The organism is Bradyrhizobium sp. AUGA SZCCT0158 (genome assembly GCF_018130065.1).
Lineage (GTDB): Bacteria > Pseudomonadota > Alphaproteobacteria > Rhizobiales > Xanthobacteraceae > Bradyrhizobium.
On the sequence record NZ_JAFCME010000003.1, the window covers coordinates 139,314 to 162,760 of the forward strand.

At 59.6% G+C, this 23,447-nt stretch carries 24 protein-coding genes and 1 tRNA gene; 13 read left to right on the forward strand and 12 right to left on the reverse strand.

Annotated features, from left to right (window positions below; genetic code table 11):
- Window positions 1–64 precede the first annotated feature (64 nt).
- From JQ574_RS05435 to JQ574_RS05450, 4 genes are all read left to right on the forward strand, one after another.
- Window positions 65–712, forward strand: coding sequence for a transglutaminase-like cysteine peptidase (locus tag JQ574_RS05435; protein WP_212213701.1), 648 nt, complete (start codon window positions 65–67; stop codon window positions 710–712).
- Window positions 713–1,121: 409 nt separating this feature from the next.
- Window positions 1,122–1,697, forward strand: coding sequence for a hypothetical protein (locus JQ574_RS05440; protein WP_212213716.1), 576 nt, complete (start codon window positions 1,122–1,124; stop codon window positions 1,695–1,697).
- A gap of 8 nt (window positions 1,698–1,705) precedes the next feature.
- Entirely contained in the window at window positions 1,706–3,958 is a 2,253-nt protein-coding gene (locus tag JQ574_RS05445) for a polysaccharide biosynthesis tyrosine autokinase (RefSeq protein WP_212213727.1), read from the forward strand.
- A 46-nt stretch (window positions 3,959–4,004) separates the two neighbouring features.
- Window positions 4,005–4,745 (forward strand): hypothetical protein, encoded by a 741-nt coding sequence (locus JQ574_RS05450; protein WP_249119131.1) that lies wholly within the window; start codon window positions 4,005–4,007, stop codon window positions 4,743–4,745.
- A 14-nt stretch (window positions 4,746–4,759) separates the two neighbouring features.
- Here the strand turns inward: JQ574_RS05450 and JQ574_RS05455 are convergent, their stop codons facing one another.
- The 4 genes from JQ574_RS05455 to JQ574_RS05470 form a co-directional block, all read right to left on the reverse strand.
- The gene (locus tag JQ574_RS05455) at window positions 4,760–5,029 is read right to left on the reverse strand and encodes a hypothetical protein (protein ID WP_212213732.1); all 270 of its coding nucleotides are present in this window, start codon (window positions 5,027–5,029) and stop codon (window positions 4,760–4,762) included.
- 190 nt (window positions 5,030–5,219) lie between these two features.
- The gene (locus JQ574_RS05460) at window positions 5,220–6,653 is read right to left on the reverse strand and encodes an undecaprenyl-phosphate glucose phosphotransferase (protein WP_212213735.1); all 1,434 of its coding nucleotides are present in this window, start codon (window positions 6,651–6,653) and stop codon (window positions 5,220–5,222) included.
- 361 nt (window positions 6,654–7,014) lie between these two features.
- Window positions 7,015–8,028: a UDP-glucose 4-epimerase GalE gene (galE, locus tag JQ574_RS05465; protein ID WP_212213771.1), complete on the reverse strand. Its 1,014-nt coding sequence runs from the start codon at window positions 8,026–8,028 to the stop codon at window positions 7,015–7,017.
- Between the two features lie 202 nt (window positions 8,029–8,230).
- A complete protein-coding gene (locus JQ574_RS05470; protein ID WP_212213738.1) occupies window positions 8,231–9,550 on the reverse strand; it encodes a UDP-glucose/GDP-mannose dehydrogenase family protein in 1,320 nt (439 codons plus the stop codon).
- Between JQ574_RS05470 and JQ574_RS05475 the strand changes: the two genes are divergently transcribed.
- The 3 genes from JQ574_RS05475 to JQ574_RS05485 all read left to right on the forward strand — a co-directional run bounded on the left by JQ574_RS05475 (window position 9,479) and on the right by JQ574_RS05485 (window position 11,178).
- On the forward strand, window positions 9,479–9,751 hold the full coding sequence (locus JQ574_RS05475) for a hypothetical protein (RefSeq protein WP_212213779.1): 273 nt from the start codon (window positions 9,479–9,481) through the stop codon (window positions 9,749–9,751). The genes JQ574_RS05470 and JQ574_RS05475 overlap by 72 nt on opposite strands.
- 179 nt (window positions 9,752–9,930) lie before the next feature.
- On the forward strand, window positions 9,931–10,221 hold the full coding sequence (locus JQ574_RS05480; RefSeq protein WP_212213741.1) for a hypothetical protein: 291 nt from the start codon (window positions 9,931–9,933) through the stop codon (window positions 10,219–10,221).
- Window positions 10,222–10,437: 216 nt separating this feature from the next.
- On the forward strand, window positions 10,438–11,178 hold the full coding sequence (locus tag JQ574_RS05485; RefSeq protein ID WP_212213743.1) for a metallophosphoesterase family protein: 741 nt from the start codon (window positions 10,438–10,440) through the stop codon (window positions 11,176–11,178).
- Between the two features lie 721 nt (window positions 11,179–11,899).
- On the opposite strand, the gene JQ574_RS05490 is transcribed toward JQ574_RS05485, so the two are convergent.
- On the reverse strand, window positions 11,900–12,307 hold the full coding sequence (locus JQ574_RS05490; RefSeq protein WP_212213774.1) for a hypothetical protein: 408 nt from the start codon (window positions 12,305–12,307) through the stop codon (window positions 11,900–11,902).
- Between the two features lie 224 nt (window positions 12,308–12,531).
- Window positions 12,532–12,687: a hypothetical protein gene (locus JQ574_RS05495; RefSeq protein ID WP_192738240.1), complete on the reverse strand. Its 156-nt coding sequence runs from the start codon at window positions 12,685–12,687 to the stop codon at window positions 12,532–12,534.
- Window positions 12,688–12,974: 287 nt separating this feature from the next.
- On the opposite strand from JQ574_RS05495, the gene JQ574_RS05500 reads away from it, so the two are divergent.
- Window positions 12,975–13,127 carry a hypothetical protein gene (locus JQ574_RS05500; RefSeq protein ID WP_192738241.1) on the forward strand — a complete coding sequence of 51 codons (153 nt, stop codon included), beginning with the start codon at window positions 12,975–12,977 and terminating at the stop codon, window positions 13,125–13,127.
- 183 nt (window positions 13,128–13,310) lie between these two features.
- Here the strand turns inward: JQ574_RS05500 and JQ574_RS05505 are convergent, their stop codons facing one another.
- The gene (locus JQ574_RS05505) at window positions 13,311–13,682 is read right to left on the reverse strand and encodes an H-NS family nucleoid-associated regulatory protein (RefSeq protein ID WP_212213746.1); all 372 of its coding nucleotides are present in this window, start codon (window positions 13,680–13,682) and stop codon (window positions 13,311–13,313) included.
- A gap of 486 nt (window positions 13,683–14,168) precedes the next feature.
- On the opposite strand from JQ574_RS05505, the gene JQ574_RS05510 reads away from it, so the two are divergent.
- The gene (locus JQ574_RS05510) at window positions 14,169–14,342 is read left to right on the forward strand and encodes a hypothetical protein (protein ID WP_212383373.1); all 174 of its coding nucleotides are present in this window, start codon (window positions 14,169–14,171) and stop codon (window positions 14,340–14,342) included.
- Between the two features lie 143 nt (window positions 14,343–14,485).
- On the opposite strand, the gene JQ574_RS05515 is transcribed toward JQ574_RS05510, so the two are convergent.
- Together JQ574_RS05515 and JQ574_RS05520 are read right to left on the reverse strand one after the other, a co-directional pair.
- On the reverse strand, window positions 14,486–14,761 hold the full coding sequence (locus JQ574_RS05515; protein ID WP_212213752.1) for a hypothetical protein: 276 nt from the start codon (window positions 14,759–14,761) through the stop codon (window positions 14,486–14,488).
- 366 nt (window positions 14,762–15,127) lie between these two features.
- A tRNA-Met gene (locus JQ574_RS05520) sits at window positions 15,128–15,204 on the reverse strand.
- A gap of 302 nt (window positions 15,205–15,506) precedes the next feature.
- On the opposite strand from JQ574_RS05520, the gene JQ574_RS05525 reads away from it, so the two are divergent.
- Complete coding sequence (locus JQ574_RS05525; RefSeq protein WP_212383375.1) at window positions 15,507–17,114, forward strand: GMC family oxidoreductase N-terminal domain-containing protein; 1,608 nt, start codon at window positions 15,507–15,509, stop codon at window positions 17,112–17,114.
- Between the two features lie 836 nt (window positions 17,115–17,950).
- Here JQ574_RS05525 and JQ574_RS05530 read toward each other — a convergent pair.
- From JQ574_RS05530 to JQ574_RS05540, 3 genes are all read right to left on the reverse strand, one after another.
- Window positions 17,951–18,361: an ACT domain-containing protein gene (locus JQ574_RS05530; RefSeq protein ID WP_212214070.1), complete on the reverse strand. Its 411-nt coding sequence runs from the start codon at window positions 18,359–18,361 to the stop codon at window positions 17,951–17,953.
- 500 nt (window positions 18,362–18,861) lie between these two features.
- The gene (locus JQ574_RS05535; RefSeq protein WP_249119132.1) at window positions 18,862–19,569 is read right to left on the reverse strand and encodes a hypothetical protein; all 708 of its coding nucleotides are present in this window, start codon (window positions 19,567–19,569) and stop codon (window positions 18,862–18,864) included.
- A 42-nt stretch (window positions 19,570–19,611) separates the two neighbouring features.
- On the reverse strand, window positions 19,612–19,914 hold the full coding sequence (locus JQ574_RS05540; protein ID WP_212214068.1) for a hypothetical protein: 303 nt from the start codon (window positions 19,912–19,914) through the stop codon (window positions 19,612–19,614).
- A gap of 783 nt (window positions 19,915–20,697) precedes the next feature.
- On the opposite strand from JQ574_RS05540, the gene JQ574_RS05545 reads away from it, so the two are divergent.
- The 3 genes from JQ574_RS05545 to JQ574_RS05555 are packed head-to-tail and all read left to right on the forward strand — an operon-like array spanning window position 20,698 to window position 23,363.
- Window positions 20,698–21,480, forward strand: coding sequence for an SDR family oxidoreductase (locus tag JQ574_RS05545; protein ID WP_212214066.1), 783 nt, complete (start codon window positions 20,698–20,700; stop codon window positions 21,478–21,480).
- Between the two features lie 15 nt (window positions 21,481–21,495).
- Window positions 21,496–22,485 (forward strand): NADPH:quinone reductase, encoded by a 990-nt coding sequence (locus JQ574_RS05550; RefSeq protein WP_212214064.1) that lies wholly within the window; start codon window positions 21,496–21,498, stop codon window positions 22,483–22,485.
- Between the two features lie 29 nt (window positions 22,486–22,514).
- On the forward strand, window positions 22,515–23,363 hold the full coding sequence (locus JQ574_RS05555; RefSeq protein WP_212214062.1) for an MBL fold metallo-hydrolase: 849 nt from the start codon (window positions 22,515–22,517) through the stop codon (window positions 23,361–23,363).
- Window positions 23,364–23,447 lie beyond the last annotated feature (84 nt).

Sequence of the window (23,447 nt, forward strand, 5' to 3'; positions counted from 1 at the left end):
CCTAAACCCAACAACTCCGTGAGACACCGTACCTGCGTCAAGAAAAAGAATGACGGGGGACGACATGAAACTGCTATTTGCACCGATGCTGGCGATCGCAATCGCATTTGCCGGTGGCGCCGCGAGGGCCGAAACCGACGCCTCGACCGACGTGTCGCGGACCAACCGGACGGCCTTCATCGAGGAATTCGACAACACGCTCGCGCCGCTCCAGTTCGTGAAGTTCTGCATGAACTACCGCGCTGAATGCGATGCGGAAGCCGGCGTGCAGGCGTTGCCGGCCGCCGACCGCGCGATGGAAATCCTGCGCGACGTCAACACCTCGGTTAACGATGCGATCTCGCCGCTGCGCAAGTCCACGGATCCGATAGCCGCGCGCTGGACGATCTCGCCGGCCGCCGGCGACTGCAATGACTACGCAGTCACCAAACGGCATCAATTGATTGCGATGGGTTGGCCGCAGAGCGCCCTGCGCCTTGCGGTCGTCATGACCAGTGGCGGTCAGGGGCATCTTGTACTGGTCGCGCGGCTTCCCGACGGCGACGTTGTTCTCGACAACCTGTCGCGCGACGTCCGTCCCTGGAATGCCATGGGCTATACGTGGATTTCGATGCAGTCGAGCGCCAATCCGCGGTTTTGGGTTGCCGTCGGCAGCCACGGCCAGCGCCTCCAGGCGAACCGGCTTGCATCTGTCAGGCCGCAGCTTCAGTGAATATTTATTGATAACTCACGGCATGGTTGCCCTCCCGTGAGCCTGCACCCGCCATCGATGGCTCCAAGCCACAGGCGGGTTGCAGTTCGTTTCACCGTCGGGTGAGACGCACGCTTTATTGATTATATTCTTATTAATAGCTCAAAAATATTGCCACCCTCAGGCATCGGCGGCCGCCAAGGCCCGCTTTGGATGAGGGCCGCCGTGGGTCGCCGGACGGACGGCGCCTTTCACTGGTCCGGAATTTGCTAGTTCCCCAAAGTCATGGGGATTACTCTTTTGCACTGCACAAAAAGATGACACAGTTCTTTGCCATCATTGCCTTGAACAGGTGATTAAATGCCTGCATGTGATTAAACGCCTGAACCGGCGATTAAACCGTATTTCCCCATCAGTCAGCGGTACACGAATGAACGGTATGTCCTTGATTCGACGACAGACTCTTGTGGCTGGGTTTAGGCAGCTGGCAGGCATAGCGCTGCTCCTGGTGATCGCGGCACCATGCCATGCGCAATGCGTCGCGCTGGCTGAGCGCGTCCCCCCGCTGGCCCTGCAGGCGTTCAGCGCCTCGCCCGGAACGCTGTTGCAACAGTTGCGTAACGACAAGGAAAAACTGGCGGGACGCCTCAGCGGATACCTGATCACCGATCCGTCACTGCTGCCTGCCGTGGAAAAGCTGGTGAACCAATCATCGGACAAGGATCGCGTGGCAATCGGCTCAGGTCTTTACAGAGCGGAGTCACGCTGTCTCACGACCAAGCCTGAAGCGTCTCGGAAGATCAATGATTTCGTTCGCAAACTGGGAGACCGCGCGGTCTTGATCGGCTACTCGGCCGAGTCCGAACAGTCGGGCGCGGCGGCACCGACTGAGGCTGCGAAGCCAGGCAATACTGGTTCCGGTCTGCTGACAGGTGAATGGAACACCGAGATATCAGATCCGTTTGCCAAGATACCGGTCCCGCTCAGCCAATCCCGCTACAATTGAGCTTGCAGATGTATCAACCCAGAGACCAGTTCCAGGCGCTCAAGAAGTACGGCATCGAGATTGGCAGCACGACGCTGAGCGTCGAGCGTGCCGTCGATATCGTGCGCCGGCAATGGCCGCTCATCGCCTCGGTTGTCGCCGGTACGTTGGCGCTTGTCGTCATCTATCTGCTGGTGTCGACGCCGATGTATACGGCGAATGCCCGTATCCTGATGGATACGCGCCAGACCCAGGTGCTCGACAAGGATACCGCTATCAACAGCAACCTGATCGACACCGGATTTGTCGACAGCCAGGTCGAGATCATCGGCTCGGAGGACCTGATCCAGTCGATCGTTCGACGCCTGCGATTGACGGAGGACCCCGAATTCAACGGATCCGATCCCGGAATAGTGGCGATCATTATCGGCAAGACGCTTTCCCTGTTCGGGTCCGACGGGCCGCCCTCCAAGGAGCGGATCGAGCGCGCAGCCGTCGAGGCGGTGCAAAAGAATCTCAAGGTCGAACGCGTGCTCACGACCTATGTTCTGTCCCTCAACTACCGTTCCAAGAATGCGGACAAGGCCGCGCGAATCGCAAATGCGATCGCCGACGCCTACATCGTTGGCGCGCTCGAGGCGAAATACCAGTCAACCAAGCGGGCCGGCGAGTGGCTGCAACAGCGCAGCGCCGAACTGCGCGAACAGGCGACCGCGAGCGACCGCGCCGTCCAGACCTTCAAGACAGAAAACAACATCGTGGGCACCAGCCGCGGCTTGATGACCGAGCAGCAGCTATCGGACGTCAATACCCAGCTCATTCAGGCCCGCGCCGCCACGGCCGAAGCCAAGGCTCGTCTCGACCGGATCGATGCGATTTCGGACAAGGATCTGGCTCAGCCGACCGTCACCGACGCGCTCAACAATTCGGTCATCACCAGACTTCGCGCCCAATATCTCGATCTGGCGGGCCAGTATGCCGATTGGTCGGCGCGCTACGGCAAGACCCATCAGGCGTCGATCAATCTCAACAACCGCATGGAAGAGCTGCGCAAGGCGATCGCCGACGAGGTCCGCCGTATCGCCGACGCCTACCGAAGCGATTACGCCATCGCCAAGAGCCGCGAAGCCTCACTTGAAGAAAACATGAAAGGTCTGGTCGCCCAGGCCGGCAACACCGGTCAGGCGCAGGTAAGGCTGCGTGATCTCGAAAGTGCCGCCGATACCTATCGCAACCTGTACAACAACTTCCTCGAGAAGCTTCAACACGCGACGCAAAACCAGAGTTTCCCGATCAGCGAAGCGCGCATCATCGGCACGGCGGTCAAGCCCGACAAGAAGAGCTCGCCCAAAACCCTGCTGGCGCTGGTCGGCGGCCTGGTCGGCGGGCTCTGCTTCGGATTCGGCGCGGCCTTCTCGAAAGAACTGATGAGTGACGTTCTGCGGTCTCCCAGCGAGGTCGAGGACGAGCTCGGCGTGAAATGCCTCGGCGTGCTCCCCGATTTACGTCCGCAGAAGCCGGTTGGGAAAAAGGCGCGCCTGCTGCTGCCGGTCGATAGTTCTGCAGCGAAGGGCAAGGACGATTCCCTCTCCCATTATGTCGTTGACCACCCGTTTTCGCGCTACGCCGAAACCTTGCGGAACATCAAGGTTTCCATCGACGTCGCCCGGTTGACCCGCGACGTCCGCGTGATCGGCATCGTCTCTTCGTTGCCGAAGGAGGGAAAGACCACGGTTGCCGCCAATTTTGGCCACCTGATCGCCTTGACCGGTCACCGTACCCTGCTGATCGATGGCGACCTGCACACCCGCTCGCTGACGCGCGAACTGGCACCGAACGCCAAGACCGGCTTGCTGGAAGCGCTGAGAGATCCCCAGTCGCTGGGTCAGCACATCAAGCGCAGCAAGGAAACCGGATTGGATTTCCTTCCGTCCTTCGTCGTCGCGCGCATGGTCAATTCGGCTGACGTGATGGCCTCCAAGGCGATGACGGATATGCTGGCGACGGTGCGCAACAATTACGACTACATCATCATCGATCTCGCGCCGGTGATGCCTGTGACCGACGCAAAGGCGATCAGCCACCTCCTTGATGCGATGGTCTATGTCATCGAGTGGGGCCGGACGACGCGCAGTGCGTTGCAGGAATCGCTGGCCAGCTCGGAGGCCATCCAGAAGAAGCTTCTCGGGGCGGTTCTAAACCGGGCAAACCCCAAGATGCTCAAGCGTATCGAGGCCTATAAGGGCTCCCACTACAATAGCTACTATGTCGAAGGCGCCTGAGGCGGCACTGCCGGCTCGGCCATCCTGCCGCCTCCACCGCCGGCTCATGCTGGGCGCCAATATCATTCTCGCCGCCGGCGCACTGGTTTGGGCGGCGCGGGTAATTTCCGACATTGGCGATCCCGCGGTTCCGCTCGTTGCCAGCCGCCTCGCACGCGGCGAGAAGTACGACCCCGCCCTCCTGCGGGGAATGATTGCCGCAAACCTCCCGGCCGCCGAGCGGCAATGCAATTCGAAGACGCTGCGCGAGTTGCTGCTCCTGCAGATCGGACTAGCCGATGAAACGGTGCGTAGCGCCAATCCGCAGCAGGCCGACACCGACACCGCCGGCGTCAACTCCCAGAGCAAGGCGCTGATTGCATGCGCCCCCACCGAATCGCTTGGCTGGCTAGGGATGTACTGGTCCAGCATCCGCCAGGAGGGTTTCGGGCCGCGCGCGGTGGCGCTTCTCAACCAGTCCTATCGCCAGGCGCCCCACGAGGCCTGGCTCCAGCTCATTCGCGCCCCATTGGCGCTGCGGAGCTTCAACGCCCTGCCACCCGCCCTGCAGGACGCGGTCGCACAGGATTTCGAGGACATTTTTCAAGCCCGGCTATATCCAAGCGCAGCCATACTCTATCAAGGGGCAACCGCCAGTGCCCAAACGAAACTGCTCGACCGAACCTGTGCCGCTGCGGAAACCGAGCGGCTGGTATTTCTTCATTTCGTGTCCGAGAGCGGATTGCAGATCCGCCACCGTTGCTATCCAGCGGGTCCCGCGCCAGCCACCGATGCACGGCGACCGTGAAACGACGTTGCGGGCTACGGCTTTGCGGCACCCCATGCCAGCGGTGCGAAATCGTTCAGGCTTCGCTCATTGGACGACTGGCCCTTGAACATCAGCAGGCCGCGGCTCGTGGCGACGATGTCGCCGGCGCGCAAACTGTCATCCTCCAGAATTCTTTGGAATGCTTCGCGGGCGACGTCCACATCGGATGGCGTGGGCTGGGCAAAACTCCGCCCTTCACGCCTTCTTTCTTCAATGCGCTGGCGGGCGGCCTCAATATCGGCAAGCCACTGCTCGCGAGACATTCTGGGCTCGCTGGGCTGTTCCGACTCCGGCCCGGCCTGCGCCATGACATCAGGCGGAAAAACGCCGCCAAGGACGAGTGCCGCAATCAGGACCCTGCATGATGCTAACAGCATCGGAAAATCTTAGACCAGGAGCCCCGAAAGGCAAAGTCCCGGGATCAGCCGAGCGCGGGACGCCCCCCGTCGCGGCTCAATAGGCATCCTGATACATCATGACCATCGCGGTCCGGATGATGATCCGCATATCCAGCCAAATGCTCCAGTTGCTGACGTACCAGACGTCATACTCGACGCGCTTTTCCATCAGGTCGATGGTCGGCGTTTCGCCGCGGAAGCCGTTGACCTGCGCCCAGCCCGTCAAGCCTGGCTTCATATGATGGCGATACACATAGTTGCTGATCACCTGGTCGTAATAATTGTCATGGGCCAGCGCATGCGGTCGCGGACCGACCAGCGACATTTCCCCGCGCAGCACGTTCCAGAGCTGCGGCAATTCATCGATGCTGGTTTTTCGGAGGAAGCGGCCAACCCGGGTCACCCGCCTGTCCTGCTTGGTCGCCTGGGTAACGGTGTGGCCGTTCTCCGCAACGCTCATGCTGCGAAATTTCCAGATCTCGAAAGGCTTTCCGTTGAAGCCGCGACGGGACTGCCGGAAGATGATGCTGCCCTCTGAATCGAGTTTGATCAAAACCGCTGAGATGATCAACAGTGGCGCCAACATTAAAAGGGCAATCGATGCGAGCCCGATGTCCAGACACCGCTTCTGCGCCCGTTCGAATATCGAGAGCGGCGGCCGCTGAATTTCGATCGCCATCGTTCCGCTGACGGGCATGAACGGCCGCGAAACCAGATCTGCGATCGGGAAATCAGGCAACAGCCGAATCGGCTGCGGAACCTGGCGCAGTCGCTGACTCAGCTTCTGAAGCATCGGCAGTTCGTTCCAGTCGATTGCCAGAAGAAACTCCTCGGCATTCGTCGCGCGCGACTGCCGAATGATGTTCAAAATTTCGGCATCGAGGGCCACGTCATCCTGCGTCGCGTTCAACACGAAATGACGCACGACGTCGAAGCCGTTCTTGCGCAAGTCCTTGAAGCGGTTCGAAGTAAAATCGAGCGGTTTCAGGCTGAGCAGCACGACCCTGCGGTCAATCAAGTGACCCTTTGCAAGCGAAGACGCCAGGCCAATGCGCCAGGCCGCCCGGTGCGCACCCAGGCTGACAAGCCCGGTAATTGCGAACACGATGGTCGTACCGCGCGAAAGGCTCGTCGTCGATTTCAGAAGAAAGGCGATGAGAGCCAGAATCGCCAGCGACATCATCCAGACGAATACAACCTTGCGCGCCTGCCACATTCCGTTGAACAGACGATGGCTGTCGTAGACGCGCTGGAAAAAAGCGATGGCGACGAACGCAACACTGACGATCAGACCCGCGCCAATCGGAACTTCCTGATCGGCCGGCGTCCCCATGAACTGGCGATAGACGACACCCGCCACCAGATAGCTCACCAGGATCAGCAGAAAATCGCCACTGATGAGAAAAACCTGGAAGGGGCGCTGCAGGGATGCGCCACGGCTCGCGATCGTCGCAGAGACGTCTTCGGAACCATATGTTGTTGCAGACATCTCAGGCCCTCGTCACTTCCATCACTGCAACCGTCGAAATCGCTGCAACCACCGAATGTTCTGATTTAAATAACCGGAGGCAACGAGCGATGCCGATTAAATCTCGTGGAGAGATTTCCGACAACGCCTTGAGAGAGTGCTAACCAATCCAAGCGAGAGTGTGGCACCGCACCCAAAAAATCAAATGTATTTTTGCATTGCGTCAATGCGGCAATTAAATGATCAGTCCGTGCTATTTAAATATTCAATATGCGCGCCACATGCGCAACGGACCGTCAAAAACAGGGCAATTTTTTCCCACCGGTGTCGCGTCATAATCCTGATAATTATGTGGCGCCGGCGCAGCACGCCCTTCGTGCGTTTATCGAGATCGCGTTTCGGCATCAATGCGGGGATGGGCCAATTGATGCCAGGCCCACGAGGACCTCACAACCGTTGCCAGATCCGAGCAAGCGGGACGAAAATCGAGATCGGCGCGAGCTGCCGACGGATCGGCGACCAGAATGGGCGGATCACCGGGCCGACGCGGCTTTGTCACCAGTGGAAGGTTAAGGCCTGTTTCGCGCTCGATGGCCGCCAGCACCTGGCGCACCGAGAATCCAGAACCCGTACCGAGATTGTAGCGACCGCCCGGAGAGCCGTTCAGCAGGGCATCGAGGGCACGAACATGCGCTGCAGCCAGATCCACCACGTGAATGTAGTCGCGTATCGCCGTACCATCCGGGGTCTCATAATCATCCCCGAAAATCGCGAAGTCGCTGACATGACCTTGCAGGGTCATCATCGCGCGGGGAATGAGATGGGTTTCCGGATCGCGAAGTTCGCCGATTGATCCCGACACTTCCGCGCCACAGGCGTTGAAATAGCGCAGACAGAACGAATTCATGCCATAGGCGGCGCGATAGTCCGCCAGGATCTGCTCGATCATCCATTTCGAGACGCCGTAAGGGTTCACGGCAACGCCGGCGGCGCCCTCACTGATCGGATCGCGACCCGCATTGCCGTAGACGGCTCCGGTACTCGAAAAAACCAGGCGGCGGCATTTCTGCTCGAGCATCGCTTTCAACAGCGACAATGTCCCGCATACATTGTTCAGATAGTATTTCTGGGGCGCGGTGACGGATTCACCCACCTGGCTGAATGCAGCAAAATGCATCACGGCGACAACGTCGTGGGACGCTATCGCTTCGGCTACTCGCGGCGTATCACTGACGTCGCCCTCGACAAAAGGACCCCACTTCACGAAGCTGCGGTGACCGGTCGACAGGTTATCGAAGCATACAGGGACGTAGCCGGCCTCAGACAAAGCCTTGCAGCAGTGCGCGCCGATATAACCGGCTCCTCCGGTCACAAGAATGGCAGGGCGTTGGGACACTGGTTTCTCCACGAGAGCAGTACTTGGATTCAGACGCGGTAGTTGGCTTCAGGCTGACATTGGCATGGCGTTGATGCAGAGCGTTTTCCCGCGAAGCATGCCCTCGGACTTGATCCGTGGGGCGGATTCCGGTTCGCGTGAAGAAAACGCGTCAAAACAACAAATAGAGCCCCGTTCCGATTCTATCGGAACGGAAAAGGCTCTAGCCCGCGGCTTTCGTTTGGCGCCCGACGCTCTGGTACAGGAATCCCCTGCCGGTCAGATCGTCCGGATTGTATACGTTTCGCAGATCGATCACGACCGGAGCCGCCATCTCCTGCTTTAGCCGATCGAGATCGAGGGCTCGAAATTGCTCCCACTCGGTCACGATGACCAATGCGTCGGCACCCTCGGCGCAGCTGTAGGCATTCTCGTGATACTCGATGTCAGGCATCTCCAATCGGGCCTGTTCCATGCCCACCGGATCAAACGCCCGAACCGTCGCGCCCAAGTCGCGGAGCGCCGTAATCAGCGGGATCGAGGGGGCCTCTCTCATGTCGTCGGTATTGGGCTTGAAGGTCAAGCCGAGGACAGCAACTGTTTTTCCGCGAAGGTTGCCGCCGAACGGCGCGGCCACCTTGCGCGCCATGGCGCGTTTGCGGGTGTCGTTGACCGAATTCACCGCTTCCAGAATCCTTAGCGGAACGTCGTAGTCCTGCGCAGTCTTGATCAGCGCACGGGTGTCCTTGGGAAAACACGAGCCACCGTAACCAGGACCGGCATGAAGGAATTTCGATCCGATGCGATTGTCCAGGCCTATGCCGCGGGCAATCTCCTGAACGTCCGCGCCGACCTTTTCCGCGAGATCGGCGATTTCGTTGATGAAGGTGATCTTGGTAGCCAGAAATGCATTGGCCGCATACTTGATGAGTTCGGCGGTACGGCGCCCGGTGTACATGATCGGCGCCTGGTTCAAATAAAGCGGCCGGTAGATCTCGCCGATCACCTTGCGCGCGCGCGGATTTTCGGTGCCCACGACGATGCGGTCCGGATGCTTGAAGTCACGCACGGCCGCGCCTTCGCGCAGAAACTCCGGGTTCGATGCGACGGCGACATCGGCCGCCGGATTCACCTGCTCGATGATTCGCTCGACCTCGTCGCCTGTGCCCACCGGGACGGTCGATTTCGTGACGATGACGGTAAAGCCCCGGACGGATTTCGCAATTTCACGCGACGCCGCATAAACATAGCTGAGATCCGCATGACCATCGCCGCGCCGCGACGGCGTTCCGACCGCGATAAAGACAACGTCGGCTTCGCCTACCGGTCCCGCAAGGTCGGTCGTGAAGACGAGCCGGCCTTCGCGCGCATTGGTTTGGACAACGCGGTCAAGGTCGGGCTCGAATATCGGAATTTCGCCGCGCTGTAGCGATGCGATCTTGGCCTCGTCCTTGTCCACGCAGGTGACGTGGTGTCCAAAGTCGGCGAAACAGGCACCCGAAACCAATCCAACGTATCCCGTTCCCACAACAACAACGCGCATGAGCTGAGCACTTTCTTTTTCCGGTATTTAATTCCCGACAGCGAAGGCTTTAAATTAACCATGGAAGCGGGTCAAACCTGCCCCTTCGATTTGAAGAGTCTGCCCGATTTCCTGGCGGTGGGCGCAAAATCCGGGATTGTCCTGCAAACGCAACACTCACACGAAACAAACGGTCTCGAAGGAAGCGACGCTGGAAATTAAATGCGCAACGTTGATCGGTTCAACCCGATCCAGAAAATTTACTGCGCTGAGTGCCCGTCGGCGCGCACCCCTGGGAACCGGCTTGGGATCAGAATTTCAAGCAATTTCAATGGCTAAATTAAGCCAATTTTAGGGAGGCCGACGTTAGAAAACACTGTAGTTTGTATGGAGTAGGTGGTGTGACCACGCTGGCCATTTGCAGTGCATTGATTGGATTGGTGCTTGGAATTCGATTCCGGTTTCTGGTTCTGGTGCCCATTCTTTTCGTTGGGTCAATTTCACTAGCGGCGATTTCGATGACCCAGGGCCAGACCCTGCTCCAGGCAATTTCAGCGATAGTGATTTTCGCAGCGCTTCTGCAGGTTGGATACGTATGCACAGCGCTGCTGAGATCCTTCGTAATGGCTCCCCGTGCCAACAGGACCGTGCCCCATGCCGCCGCCGGGGTTGTTGTTGTCCGGAAGTCCTGATCCTCACTAGGGGCCGATTGCAATCCACCACACAACGCGCGTCTGCCGGACTACGACCTGATCCGGAGCGTCGCCGTCAGGCTACGACGTTGAACCCATACGGCGATCCTGCCAAAACGGCGCCAGGATCGTATATATTCATCCCAGGCGATTAATGCCAAGGTGAGGATTCGCGTGGCCTCGGGCCCGGAACGCCTTTGAGAGTATATTATCCCGATGTTGTCAGCACTGCGCCATGCGAAGCCGTTGGCGAAGCCAAGGTTGCCGGACGGGGTTCGCATATACGCCATCAGCGACATTCACGGCTGCGCACATCTACTTGATCAAATGCTTCGGGTCATCGACGCCGACGTTGCACACAGCAGGCCACGTCACGCGATAGAAGTCTTCATGGGCGATTACATCGACCGCGGTCCGGATTCGCGCTCAACGCTCGACCTCCTGATTGAACGTTCGCATCGCGGAAACGCGGTCTTCCTGAAGGGCAATCACGAAGCCTTTCTTGACGACGTCTTTCGCGATCCCGGCCGCATGGGGAATTGGTTTCAGGTCGGCGGACTGGAAACATTGATGTCCTACGGACTCTCGCCGTCGGTAAATCCAGACGGCGATGAGCAGCATGCATTGATGAGAGAGCTAGCCGAGGTCATGCCGGCGCGCCATCGCGACTTTCTGGGGCGCTTGCGCCTGAACTTCTCTTGCGGCGATTTCTTTTTTGTTCATGCAGGTGTTCGGCCGGGCATCCGGCTGGCTGAGCAGCGGGAGGAAGACCTGCTTTGGATCCGAGAGGATTTTCTGCAGCATAAGAAGCGGTTCAGCAAATATATTGTTCATGGTCATACGCCGGTTCGCAGTGCAGAGATTTTGGCAAACCGCGCCAACATAGATACGGGCGCCTACGCTACCGGCAATTTGACCCTGCTCTCGATTCAGGGTTCCAGCCTGCTGGCCGTCTGAGCATTGCACTGCGGGGCGTGCGAGGAAGTGCTTCGCGCGCGCCCTTGTCCTGCTTTCCTTCGCTCGCCTCGGCCGGGCACCTGAGAGCTGCCCCCGCCTTCCCTTGTTAAAATCAGCATAAGCGAGGTTTCCGGAGGCCGCCGGGTTCCATGATTTCGTGTAAATTTTCCGGCGCGCCACGTCGCTGACCTTTGCCGGCCACCGAAACGCGAGCGACGTTCGCACGGCGCCTAAGGAGATGGGCTGGTGTTGGCGCCGGCTCCATGCCGTGCGAGGCGGCGGCCCCTGTCAGGAAACTGCGGATTGCCCAGAACTCAGGCTGGGAAGCTGACCGTACTTCAACTACGATTAAAATAATCACGCGCGAAGCCACGGCTATCGGGCGGCAAAAAAAACGGGAGGATGTCCTATGCGAGTTGGGATCGAGATCAATTTCGCCCTTTGGGGCATGATCATCTGTGCTGTCATCGAGGCGCGTCAGACCTTTGCGTTCCTGTAAACGCCTTGGATTGCAGGCGGCGCCCTGGTTTGCAGGCGGCGCCTTGCCTGAAGGCCCGCTCCAGAACGAGCCCGGCGCGAGGTTCCTTGCCGCCGTCCGCGCGATCAATGGCGCTTGGCAAGGCGCACAGCCTCGAATCAGAGCCGGTGGCCTTGGGGCAGAGACTGATTCTGATCCAGGCAGCGGGCGATCCCTGAAACGGCGCAGCGGCCCGCGCCCCGCTTACGTGGGGGACTTGAAGTCCGGAAACCGGCTAAGCAACGCAGCCTTCAAGAACTTGAAATGGGCTATCGTTGTCGCAAGTTCCTGAAGCCGGCGCTGTCCGTTGGAGATCTCGTTGCCGAACAAGGTCTGGTGGTGGCTGTCGAGTGCGTCGCGCTCAAGGTATTCGTCGGTGCCATTTCCGAATGTCACCGCAGCACGGGCCAGGACGTCTTCGACGCGCCGGCTTAGCCCCGATTGCTCCTGCTCCGCCTCGCGAATGGAAGTATCCAACGCGCCCAGAATGGAGCTCACCCGTAACCGGTCGGTGTCGAGATCACGTCCGGCCGACCGAACCCTGAAAGCCTGGTCGCCCGATCGATCGCCTGCATGCCTTTGCGCGCGAGTCCGCGAGAGCAGCTGAAACATCATTTAATGCCCGTCCCGTTGGCGCCGCCACGGCAGCATAATGCCCTAGGTCACTCGAACCTGGTTAACAATGATTTAATTTCGGAGACAGCTCTGTGGGCATCAGGCGCCTTCCCTTCAAATGTCGTTGATCTGGGGTTCCGGCTCGCACGATCGCGGCAAGCATCGATGCCGCTCAAGGCACCCCTCGATCATTCCACCGGACCCTGCATCCTGCCTGTCGGTCAGGAAAGAAGCCAGGTCACCAGGTTCAAAAAGATGGAGCCCAGAAAGTACATCCACACCGCCATCACCAGCAGTATCAGCCCAAGGAATCCTCCCGTGAAAAACTTCTCTTTGGCCCTGACAACAAACGGGATTCTTTCCGGCCGCTGCAGCATTTTGGCGCGCTCTTTTTGTTTGGAGAATTGAGAATGAGGTGCTGAACTTGAACAGCTCGTGGCACACCCTCTAGTGGCGCACTGTGTTCAGTAAATGTCGATCGGCTCGGCGATCAAATAAAAATCTGATTCCCAATCCAAATGTGATTTGGGCAGTTGAATTTTAAAATTTGATCGGAGTAATATCTATTTAAATGTCGGGAGCAAGATGACTCTCGCGAGTTGGCATCTTCGTCCGTTAGCCTTCTCCTCGACGGACAAAACTTCCTGATATTCGCGGATCGATCATGCAGCAGGCATCCCTGAGCGACAGATATGTGGATTTTGCCAATCACTGCCTGCAGCTGGCTGCCACGACGACCGATGAACAATCGCGCCGGATGCTGCGCGAGATGGCAACCGAATGGCTCGAACTGGCCGAGGTGGCACTGGCCGGCTAGGCCGTCGACCGGCGAGGCGGGAAGATGATTTCCAGCGTGCGGCCGGCTCGTTTCGCGCCCACTCGCTGCGCGCTCGACGCAGTTGCCCCTGCGCGGCAGGCGCAGCGTATGGGCCGGTCGATTTGCGGCGCGCTGAATGACGTCCGCGGCAGCGAACGTGCGTTGGGCCCGAACTTCTGCGGTCTACCGGGTGCTCGCGCGCTTGCGCTTGACGCGATCAATCAGAAAATCATTCATCTTCTTGCCGGCCTTGAGCTGCAAGACCATCCAGCGCGGCTGCTTGCCTCGGCCGGCCCACGTTTCGGACGGGTCTGATGGATTCTGGAATTTGGGAAGCACTGGAGGATATTTTCGGCGAACGGCTCGCCGTTCCGCAACTTGCCGATCCGGCCGTTTGATTTTCGCCATGATGCCGCTGTTGAGCTTCGCAAGGCGTTGCTCCAGCTCACGTTTTTCACTCGTTATTTTTTCGGCCAGGATATTGCCGACCTGCTCATGGAGCGCCCACAACTCATCCATGGAAAATGACGAGAGATTGAATTTGCGAAGCTTCATTTCTTCTCCCTGCAATATTTTTTCTGGCGACTTATTTGTTCGCTCAGGTGTATTCCCATTCAATACTCCGCAAAATTACCACATTTGATTATGGGAAAAACGGGGTCGCACCAAAAAAGTTTTGCGCAGGAGGCAATTTGGAGGATAAATTTGCCCGCTACAACATCCGCTGGTTGCCTCTTTTTAATGCTGCAACCCCTGGACTAGCTGAAGCCGGGGCAAATCGGAATCGGGCTCGACATCATCCCGATCGGGGCCTTTTGAATACCAGTGGCCCGGGACCAGCATCTAGGCGTGCGCGACCGATATGCGCCAAGAAGCGCTACAGGGTTTGGCGTCCATGTGACCGGACCTGTCGGCATGCACCTCGCAACCGGATGCGGAATCGCGCCCCCCGACTTTTCAAGCGACAGCGACGATCGAAACGATGCCCTAACGCATTCGCCCGTTTGCGCGGAGCCTGCCGGGCTCCGGAGGCGCCAGCGCTTGCCGTTGTCGAAGCGATATCGCCCGTCGCAAGGCCAGATTCTCCTCGAGCTGCTGGGCGAGTTGCAGACGCGTCTCGTAGATATTGCGGAGGGAGGAATCCTGCAGCTGAATTTCACGTCCAAGGTGTTCACCGACGGAAAAATCCTGTTCGTCATCACATCGCATTGGTGAACTCATCTGCTATTCCACTTTGTTAGGCGGGCTGTATTGCGCATAGATACGACAAGAAAGAGACAGGCATGCGGTTCCGGCTCACAGAAAATAAAATGCATGTGATGGAGTGTGCCGGATCTGACGACAGCGCATTTGTGCAATCAGCGAGGAGGAACTGTGGCTTTCGACTGACCTTCCGCTGCGAGCCACGCATTCCAGCCGGTTTCGTGCTTGCGATAAAGCTCCAGCCAGCGCTTCTCTTCGGGCGTTGTTGGTTCGTCATCAAAGCTCCACGCGCCATCGCCTGAGGGGTTATCAAGCGAAAGCTGATCCAGCCGTTCGAACTCACTCGTCTCCTCTACCGTCAGTCCGATGAGGGTACAGGGTTGAGAGGCACCGGCTTGATATCGTCTTGGAAAGATTCGTTCATTACTCATGCGCACCACTCCCACCAAGCGGCCCCGCGTGATGCTAACCTGTTCGTGCACAGGTTTCGTGGTGAAAGAGTCGTCTGTCATCGGAAGATTTAGGCAGCGCATTGCTTCACTCATGGGCGATCGAGTTGGACGGACTGTCAAAGCATGAGGCCTACGGAGATTGGCTTGCGCAAATCAGTCGCTGGTTGAGAGTTTGCACGCTGCGGTAGCGCAGCAGGAGCGCCTTGAGACGATTCCGCGAATCGCCTGCGTATCGCTGCCACCGATTTGACGCCGCGCGATTCGCCCGCACGGGAATGGCCTGATGGCCGGGATCGGTGCCCCAAAGAAAAACCCTTCCAGGTCGATGACCTGGAAGGGCGATCTTGGTTGCGGGGATAGGATTTGAACCTATGACCTTCAGGTTATGAGCCTGACGAGCTACCGGGCTGCTCCACCCCGCGTTAAACCGTTGCGCGCCTTCCCAAAAACCGAACCCGAAGCGAACGCGGCCAACGCTTTTGGGCGTCGATCGATCCCGGCCAGAGGCTTCCTGAGAAGGCAACCCGGGCAATGCCCCTGGGTGCGAGGGGTATGTATCAACGCAAGCCTGCTTTGGAAAGGGCCATGGTGCGGTTTTTGAGGTTTTTGTGACGCCAAAAACGGCACGAAACGGCCTCGGGAAGCCGCCCTTGCCATTAAAGGCGCAAAAGCGGAACTTTGGCGCAACAAAAGTCCACAAAAACTTCATTATTGGGGGCGGCGCGTGACGGATACCTTCGACTTCGTGGTGGTGGGCGGCGGCTCCGGCGGCTGCACGGTGGCGGGACGGCTTTCGGAGGACCCGCAGACGTCGGTGGCGCTGCTGGATGCCGGAGGCAAGAACGACAATTGGGTGGTCACCACGCCGTTCGCGCTGGCGCTGATGGTGACCGGCAGCATCAACAATTGGGCCTTCAACACCGTGCCGCAGGCCGGCCTCAACGGCCGCATCGGCTATCAGCCGCGCGGCAAAGGGCTCGGCGGCTCGTCCGCGATCAACGCCATGGTCTATATCCGCGGCCACCGCAGCGACTACGACCAATGGGCCTCGCTCGGTAACGCCGGCTGGTCGTTCTCCGACGTGCTGCCCTATTTCAAGCGCGCGGAAAACAACGCCGATTTCGACGGCGAATATCACGGCAAGGGCGGCCCGCTCGCCGTCAACAAACTGCGCACCGAAAACCCGGTGCAGCAGATCTTCCTGCAGGCGGCGCAGGAAGGCCAATTCCGGATCCGCGAGGATTTCAACGCCGAGGAGCATGAAGGCCTCGGCATCTACCAGGTCACACAGAAGAACGGCGAACGCTGGAGCGCGGCGCGCGCCTATATCCATCCGCATATGAATAGCCGCGCCAACCTGCGCGTCGAGACCACCGCGCAAGCCACGCGCATTCTGTTCGAGGGCAAGCGCGCGGTCGGCGTCGAATACCGCCAGGGCAAGGAGTTTAAGCAGCTCCGCGCCCGGCGCGAGGTGATCGTCGCCTCCGGCGCGTTCCAGACCCCGCAGCTGCTGATGCTGTCCGGCGTCGGTGACAGCGCGGCGCTTGGCAAGCACGGCATCGCAAGCGTGCATCATTTGCCCGGCGTCGGACAGAACTTGCAGGACCATCCTGACTTCGTGTTCGGCTACCTGTCCGACAATCCGAATTTTAATGGCCTCTCGCTGAAGGCACTGCCACGGTTGCTGCGCGGTATCAGGCAATACCGGCGCGAGCGCCGCGGGCCGATGACCTCGAATTTCGCCGAATGCGGTGGCTTCCTGAAAACCCGGCCCGACCTCGAGGTGCCCGATGTGCAATTGCATTTCGGCATGGCGCTGACCGACGATCACGGCCGCAAACGGCACAAGGGCACGGGCTTCTCCCTCCATGTCTGCCAACTGCGGCCGAAGAGCCGCGGCCAAGTCGCGCTCGCCAGCGCCGATCCTTTTGCGCCGCCGTTGATCGATCCGAATTTCCTCGGCCACCCCGACGATCTCGAAACCATGGTCGGCGGCTACAAAATCGCAAAACGGTTGCTGGACACCCCGGCGCTGCGCGCGCTGCAGAAACAGGACATGTTCACCGCGGGCGTGCGCACCGACGACGACATCCGCAAGCTGCTGCGCGAGCGTGTCGACACCGTCTACCACCCGGTCGGCACCGCCAGGATGGGCGTTGGCGACCCGATGGCGGTGGTCGATCCCAGGCTGAAAGTGTACGGCATGGAAGGCCTGCGCATCGTCGACGCCTCCGTGATGCCGACCCTGATCGGCGGCAACACCAATGCGCCGACGATCATGATCGGCGAGAAGGCGGCCGATATGATCAAGGCGGAGATGCGGGCGGGGTGATCCATCGTCGTCATCCGCGGGCAGCCACCACCATTCGTCGTCCCGGCCTTGAGCTCAGATGCGCAATTGCGCATCGGGGGACCCATACCGCGTGATGCTCATTGTTGTAGAAGGTCTCTAACGCCAGCGTTTTCACCGATAGGCCGCGGAGTATGGGTCCCGGGTCAAGCCCGGGACGACGGCGGTGTTTGTTGTTGCACCTTATCCCAAACGCAGCTTCGCGATCTCGCGACGCATGGCGCCCGAGCTTTGCTGGAAACTTCCCGCCCTCTTCAAACAGAGGGCGCAGGGAAGACCGGGTGCGCGCTGCACCCGCGGTCCCGTGTGCGGTTTGCACAAAACAAAATGCACACGAGCATACAGGGCAGCGGAGAACACCCGGCCTTCCCTGCGCAATGGCTTTACGGCTTATGCCGTGATCTCCCCGGAGACGAGTTCTTGGTTGACTCCGTCGCTGCCGGTTCAGCTCACGCTTCTCCGGCAACTTGACGCCTGCAACGGGCGCCAGGACCACACGGTTTTGCCGTACGCTTATCCACGCCGTCGTCTCAGCGTAAACCAGCGTCCACCGCAACCCGCCCAACGTCCGTGACGACGGCCGACGCCCTTCTGACCAGGGCGGGATGGCGATAGATGCGCACTGATTTGGGTCGGCCGACTACAGAAATATTTTTGATTTACGGAAATTTTCTACTTGACACGATTTCCGTAAATCGGAACTGATTTGCCCGTCGGGTTGTTTTGTCGCACGCGGGTCGCGTGATTGCGCTTGCGCGCGAGCCGACGCAGTTCGAATTGCCCATCCTTGCGAGATGGCGGGTTAAAGAGAATCCGCCCTACGCAGCCGAATCCGGCTTGGACATCTCCTGCAGAAGCTGCAGCGCTTCATCGGCTCTGTGCTCGGGCACGAACAGATGATCATGGTAATAAGCCGACACGGCATTCACGCTGATGCCGGCTTCCGCGAGCCGGCCGGTGATTGCGGCCAGAAAGCCCACCGCTTCCAGCGAGGAGTGAACGGTCAGCGTGATCAGGCGCGATGCGAACTGATACGGCAAACCTGCGCTTTCGGCCTCCTCACGCCGCATCACGAGAGTGGTTCCTTCCCGTTCACGGAACAGGTGCATCGGCCTGAGCGTGGCGGGAATCTCCTTGTCTGCCGGGATGCTGCAAAACACGAAGACGCCGTCGTGCATTTCCGGCTTCATGTTCTGCAACAATGTTGCAAGATTGCGTTCGCCCGACACAGTCGTTTCCCTTTGAAGAAGCTCCCGTAGGGCGGGTTCTCTTTAACCCGCCATCTCGCACGGAGCGACGGGTTAAAGAGAACCCGCCCTACGGAGTTGGATGACTGAGGACGCATTTTAGATTATCGACGGCCTCTTTGATGTCCGCCTCCGCTTCGGAGCATCACCTTATCCAGCGCGTAGACAACACAAGAAATAGCGCCCGATTACCCCGGTACTTGGCCGCCGGTCTGGTGCTCTCAAACCCGCCGATAATCGTGGCCCCATAGCGGTCACAGACCCGCCATTCCCACTTGGTCGAGCTTCGCTTGGTAATCAACACTTCCAACACGATGCGTCCCGCCATCCCCAGTTGCGTACCATCAAGATTACCAACGGGCTTTAAGGTGTCGGTTCGCTTTTAGACTCTCAGATGCAGTTTGATGAAAATGAGTGTTTGAAACAGTGTTTGAAACACGATGGCGACACTCGGCCTTCGGCGCGACAATCACTCCTCAACGTCACAGCACGCATCCGCAGCGCGCCGATCGAGCATAGAGCAAAAGCCGGGGGTCGGCCCTGGAATGCGCCTCGCAAAAGCGGTCTATGATTTGCGTCACCGCCTCGTTGTGGTCTCGCTGCCAGTGTCCCAGCCCGTGCAGAGCGCTCTCCTGACAGGCGATCGAGTCGAGGTGAAGGATGCGCTCCATGGTACGCAGCGCGCAATTCTGGACAGTTGGCAGGTCCGGATCGCCAGCAAGAGCCAAACTCGGAAACGTATCCCACCACATATAGCAAACACAGTTTAGCGTTCCGGCAGCGGCTTCGCTTAAGTGGGATAAACTGGGAGAGCACCGTGGCTCGAACAGTTTCGTAAATAGTGAAGCTACAGACTTAACGCAGCGGACACGGTCTTCGACCGGCACATCAGTTGAACAAAGCCATCTGTTATCGCCGCTTGCGCTCGTATTCACGAGGTAGGTTAAGCCCTGTGCAATTTGGCTGTCAGCGAATCCCTGTAATGCCGGCTCGGGATCTTCAAACAGTCGAGTGAGATAGGACACGGCTTCCATAGGTGGCGGATCCCACCAATCCTGGTCCGGATCGAAGTACCAAGGCGCTTGCTGAAGGCGAACTTCGCGTCCAAATGAGTGTTCCAGCCAATCATCAAAAGTGAGTTTTTGCAGGCGCATCACGGAAGCCGCGACCAGTATATCAAGAGGCGACAATCTTGCTGCCTCTCATCGTAGAAGCTCTGAAGTCAGATCAGGTCAATCATTGCCTTCAGCCTTGACCGGCGGCTTCTGTGCGCTCTGAACGCTCTGGCTCAGCGACGCCAGCGCAGTCTTCAGCTCGTCAGAGATGGATGCGATGTCCCTGACGTCTTCGAACGCCTGAGCGACACGCTCACTCGCTGATTTCTCGAATGGTTCGAAACCTTCAGAGATGCGCGATCCTGCTCCAAGAGCTGTAAAAGCGGCCATAGGCCCGAGCAGCAGGATTGCGGTTCCGACGATGCCGATTTTACGGATGTGAAGGATTGGCGGTGGTTGCACGAGGCGATCGTTGGGCATGGTCTCTACCTCACGGCGCATAGGCTTGCATCATGCCAATGGTCGCGAACAAACGGTAGATCGGGTGCCTGCCATTAGGAGGTACTCCCAGGCGGAGGCGCTTTCTTGTCCAACCATCAGAGCGCGGTCAGCACCATGCGTCGGCAACACCCGCGCGAACTCCCCACCCCCTGGCTAACGCCAGTTCGTAGGGCGGGTTCTCTTTAACCCGCCATCTCGCTACGCAGCCATAGTTTCGGGAGATCAGTGATACAGTTTGTAGACCCATTCGATCGTCGGCAGTGACGTCCCCACAAATACGCCGATCGAGAACGCCTTTCGAATTGGTGTCCCCCAAGGAAACCATCTCGCTCCGCCCATAAAATGCTGCGGCCCAACCGAGAGCAAACACCGTCCAATCGCGCCAAGCGGTTTCCATTGCCACTGCAACGATAGCTGCGGTCACAAGGAATACGCCTAACCGGGAAAGAAGTTGCCCAATCGACTCCCGTGCAGGGCCTGACGGGGTCATTTGTTTCTGTTCCATCTTTCAGCCGGTGTGCAGTTGCAGGTAGAAGGATTACCGGATGTCGCGGGGCCTGTCATCGGGCGTGCATTCGCGCGACCCGTTGGCTCATCCGGGCTGACCATCGACCGGCTGAAGCGAGAGCAGCGAATTTAGCAGGCAATGACCGACTGATATGCATTTCGCGCAGCGACGAGCCACTTATCATGGCCGTCGCGATTGGCTACAGTGTCGCTATCGAAATCTAGAAAATCACCTGACATAACGGGAGTGAGACAGTGGATCTTGGGATCAAAGGCCGCCGCGCCATCGTATGTGCCTCCAGCAAGGGTTTGGGACGAGCCTGCGCGATGCAACTGGCCAATGAAGGCGTGCACGTCACCTTGACGGCGCGCGGCGCCGAGGCGCTGAAAAAGACCGCCGATGAAATCCGCAAAGCGCATCCCGGCGTCACGGTGACGGAAGTCGCCGGCGACATCACCACGCCCCAGGGACGCGCGGACGTGCTCAAAGCCTGTCCCGATCCGGACATTTTGATCAACAACGCCGGCGGCCCGCCGCCCGGCGATTTCCGCAACTGGACCCGCGATGACTGGATCAAGGCTGTCGACGCCAACATGCTGACCCCGATCGAACTGATCAAGGCCACCGTGGACGGCATGATGGCGCGCAAGTTCGGCCGCATCGTCAACATCACCTCCGCCGCGGTGAAATCGCCGATCGACATATTGGGCCTTTCCAACGGCGCCCGCGCCGGGCTCACCGGCTTTATCGCCGGTATCTCGCGCAAGACCGTGATCAACAACGTCACCATCAACGGCCTGTTGCCGGGTCCCTTCGACACCGACCGCCTGCGCGGCACCGCCAAGGGCGAAGCCGAGAAGCGCAAGATCGACGTCGAGCAGGTGCTGGCGGAGCGTGCCAAGCTCAATCCCGCCGGGCGCTTCGGCACTCCCGAGGAATTCGGCGAGGCCTGCGCGTTCCTGTGCAGCGCCAAGGCCGGCTTCATCACCGGCCAGAACATCCTGCTCGACGGCGGTGCGTTCCCGGGCACGCTGTAGTGTAAGGGGCGCTGGATGAAAGCGGTCTGGTACGATCGAACGGGCCCCGCGCCCGAGGTGCTGACCTATGGCGAGATGCCGACACCAGAGGCCGGCCCGGGCGAAGTCCGGGTGCGGCTGAAGGCGTCCGGCGTCAATCCCGCCGATGTCGGCCGCCGCAGCGGCAGCTATCGCGCGATGGAATATCCGCGCGTGATCCCCAACAGCGATGGCGCCGGGATCGTCGACCAGGTCGGCGAAGACGTCACGCAATTGAGGGTCGGCCAGCGCGTCTGGCTGTTCAACGGCCAGCGCAACGGCCGCGCCTTCGGCACGGCGGCGGAATACATCGCGCTTGCCGAGCATCTGGTGACGCCGCTGCCGGACAGCGTTTCCTACGCCGCCGGCGCCACGCTCGGGATTCCCGGCATGACGGCGTGGTGCTGCCTGTTCTGCGATGGTCCGATCACGGGAAAAACCGTGCTGGTCACCGGCGGCGCCGGCGCGGTCGGCCATTACGCGGTGCAATTTGCCAAATGGGGCGGCGCAAAAGTGATCGCAACCGTCAGTTCGGAAGCGAAGGCCGAACAGGCGCGGCTGGCCGGCGCCGATCTCGTCATCAACTACCGCAATGATGACGTCATCGCCAAGGTGCTGGCCTTTACCGGGCAGCGCGGCGTCGACCGCGTGGTCGATGTCGATTTCGGCGGCAACATCGCCATCACCCTGAAATTGATGGCAATGAATTCAACCATCGCGGTCTATGCCACCAACGGCAACCGCACGCCGCTGGTCCCGATGCGCGACCTGATGGAGAAGTGCATCGCGCTGCGCGCACTGGTGCTGTTCGCGCTGCCGACACCGCTGCTGGCCGCAGCGCAGGCCGACATCACAAAATGGCTCACGGCGGGCAAGCGCATTCACAATGTGGCCGGGGAGTTTGCGCTCGCGGATACCGCGCAGGCGCATCTCGCGGTGGAAAAGGGCGACAAGCTCGGCACCGTCATCGTCGATTGCGCGCGGTGAAGAACGCCAAATCATAAGGGAAGCGCCGAATGCACTGGACGATAGGCAAGGTCAAAATCACCAAGGTCGTCGAGCTCGAGACCGTCGGCAGCACCCGCTTCATCCTGCCGCTCGCGACCAACGAAGAGATCCAGAAGCTGCCCTGGCTGATCCCGCATTTCGCCAACGAAGAGGGCCGCCTCAAAATGTCGATCCATTCGCTGCTGGTGGAGACGCCATCGCGGCGGATCATCGTCGACACCGGATTGGGAAACGACAAGCAGGGCCGCAACGTACCGACCTGGAACAACCGCCAGGACCCGTTTCTCGACAGATTGACCGCGGCGGGCTTTGCGCCTGACAGCATCGACACGGTGCTTTGCACCCACCTGCATGTCGACCATGTCGGCTGGAACACCCGGCTGGTCGGCGGCCAGTGGGTGCCGACCTTTGCCAACGCCCGCTACGTGTTCGGCAAGACCGAGTTCGAGCACTGGCGCGACCACAGCGACGAGCCCGACAAAAAGGCGGTCTTCGGCGATTCCGTCAAACCGATCGCGGATGCCGGCAAGGCCGACCTCGTGGCCAGCGACGCCAGGCTTTCGGACGAGATCACCCTGATCCCGACGCCCGGCCACAGCCCCGGCCATATGAGCATTCACATCAAATCGGACGGCGAGGTCGGCCTGCTCACCGGCGACGTCGCCCATCACCCCTGCCAGATGGCCCATCTCGACTGGTCGTCGACGGCGGATTCCGACCCCAAACAGTCGGCCGTGACGCGGCGCGAGCTGTTCGGGCGCTTTGCCGACACGCCGACGCTGGTGATCGGCGGGCATTTCAATGCCGGCCATATCAAGCGCGAGGGGGACGCCTTCAAGTTCATCGCGCTGGGGTGAGCCGGGATAGTAGGGTGGGTGGAGCGAAGCGATACCCACCGCCTCAGGAGGCAGGAAAGCTGGTGGGTATCGCTGCGCTCCACC

Excerpts from the sequence above, each read along its gene's own strand:
- JQ574_RS05460 (WP_212213735.1), bottom strand. The coding sequence starts at position 6,653 with ATGTCTGCAACAACATATGGTTCCGAAGACGTCTCTGCGACGATCGCG.
- JQ574_RS05455 (WP_212213732.1), bottom strand. The coding sequence starts at position 5,029 with ATGTCTCGCGAGCAGTGGCTTGCCGATATTGAGGCCGCCCGCCAGCGC.
- JQ574_RS05495 (WP_192738240.1), bottom strand. The coding sequence starts at position 12,687 with ATGCTGCAGCGGCCGGAAAGAATCCCGTTTGTTGTCAGGGCCAAAGAG.
- JQ574_RS05435 (WP_212213701.1), top strand. The coding sequence starts at position 65 with ATGAAACTGCTATTTGCACCGATGCTGGCGATCGCAATCGCATTTGCC.
- JQ574_RS05470 (WP_212213738.1), bottom strand. The coding sequence starts at position 9,550 with ATGCGCGTTGTTGTTGTGGGAACGGGATACGTTGGATTGGTTTCGGGT.
- JQ574_RS05505 (WP_212213746.1), bottom strand. The coding sequence starts at position 13,682 with ATGAAGCTTCGCAAATTCAATCTCTCGTCATTTTCCATGGATGAGTTG.
- JQ574_RS05555 (WP_212214062.1), top strand. The coding sequence starts at position 22,515 with ATGCACTGGACGATAGGCAAGGTCAAAATCACCAAGGTCGTCGAGCTC.
- JQ574_RS05500 (WP_192738241.1), top strand. The coding sequence starts at position 12,975 with ATGCAGCAGGCATCCCTGAGCGACAGATATGTGGATTTTGCCAATCAC.
- JQ574_RS05540 (WP_212214068.1), bottom strand. The coding sequence starts at position 19,914 with ATGCCCAACGATCGCCTCGTGCAACCACCGCCAATCCTTCACATCCGT.
- JQ574_RS05490 (WP_212213774.1), bottom strand. The coding sequence starts at position 12,307 with ATGTTTCAGCTGCTCTCGCGGACTCGCGCGCAAAGGCATGCAGGCGAT.
- JQ574_RS05550 (WP_212214064.1), top strand. The coding sequence starts at position 21,496 with ATGAAAGCGGTCTGGTACGATCGAACGGGCCCCGCGCCCGAGGTGCTG.
- JQ574_RS05485 (WP_212213743.1), top strand. The coding sequence starts at position 10,438 with ATGTTGTCAGCACTGCGCCATGCGAAGCCGTTGGCGAAGCCAAGGTTG.
- JQ574_RS05445 (WP_212213727.1), top strand. The coding sequence starts at position 1,706 with ATGTATCAACCCAGAGACCAGTTCCAGGCGCTCAAGAAGTACGGCATC.
- JQ574_RS05515 (WP_212213752.1), bottom strand. The coding sequence starts at position 14,761 with ATGAGTAATGAACGAATCTTTCCAAGACGATATCAAGCCGGTGCCTCT.
- JQ574_RS05440 (WP_212213716.1), top strand. The coding sequence starts at position 1,122 with ATGAACGGTATGTCCTTGATTCGACGACAGACTCTTGTGGCTGGGTTT.
- JQ574_RS05450 (WP_249119131.1), top strand. The coding sequence starts at position 4,005 with ATGCTGGGCGCCAATATCATTCTCGCCGCCGGCGCACTGGTTTGGGCG.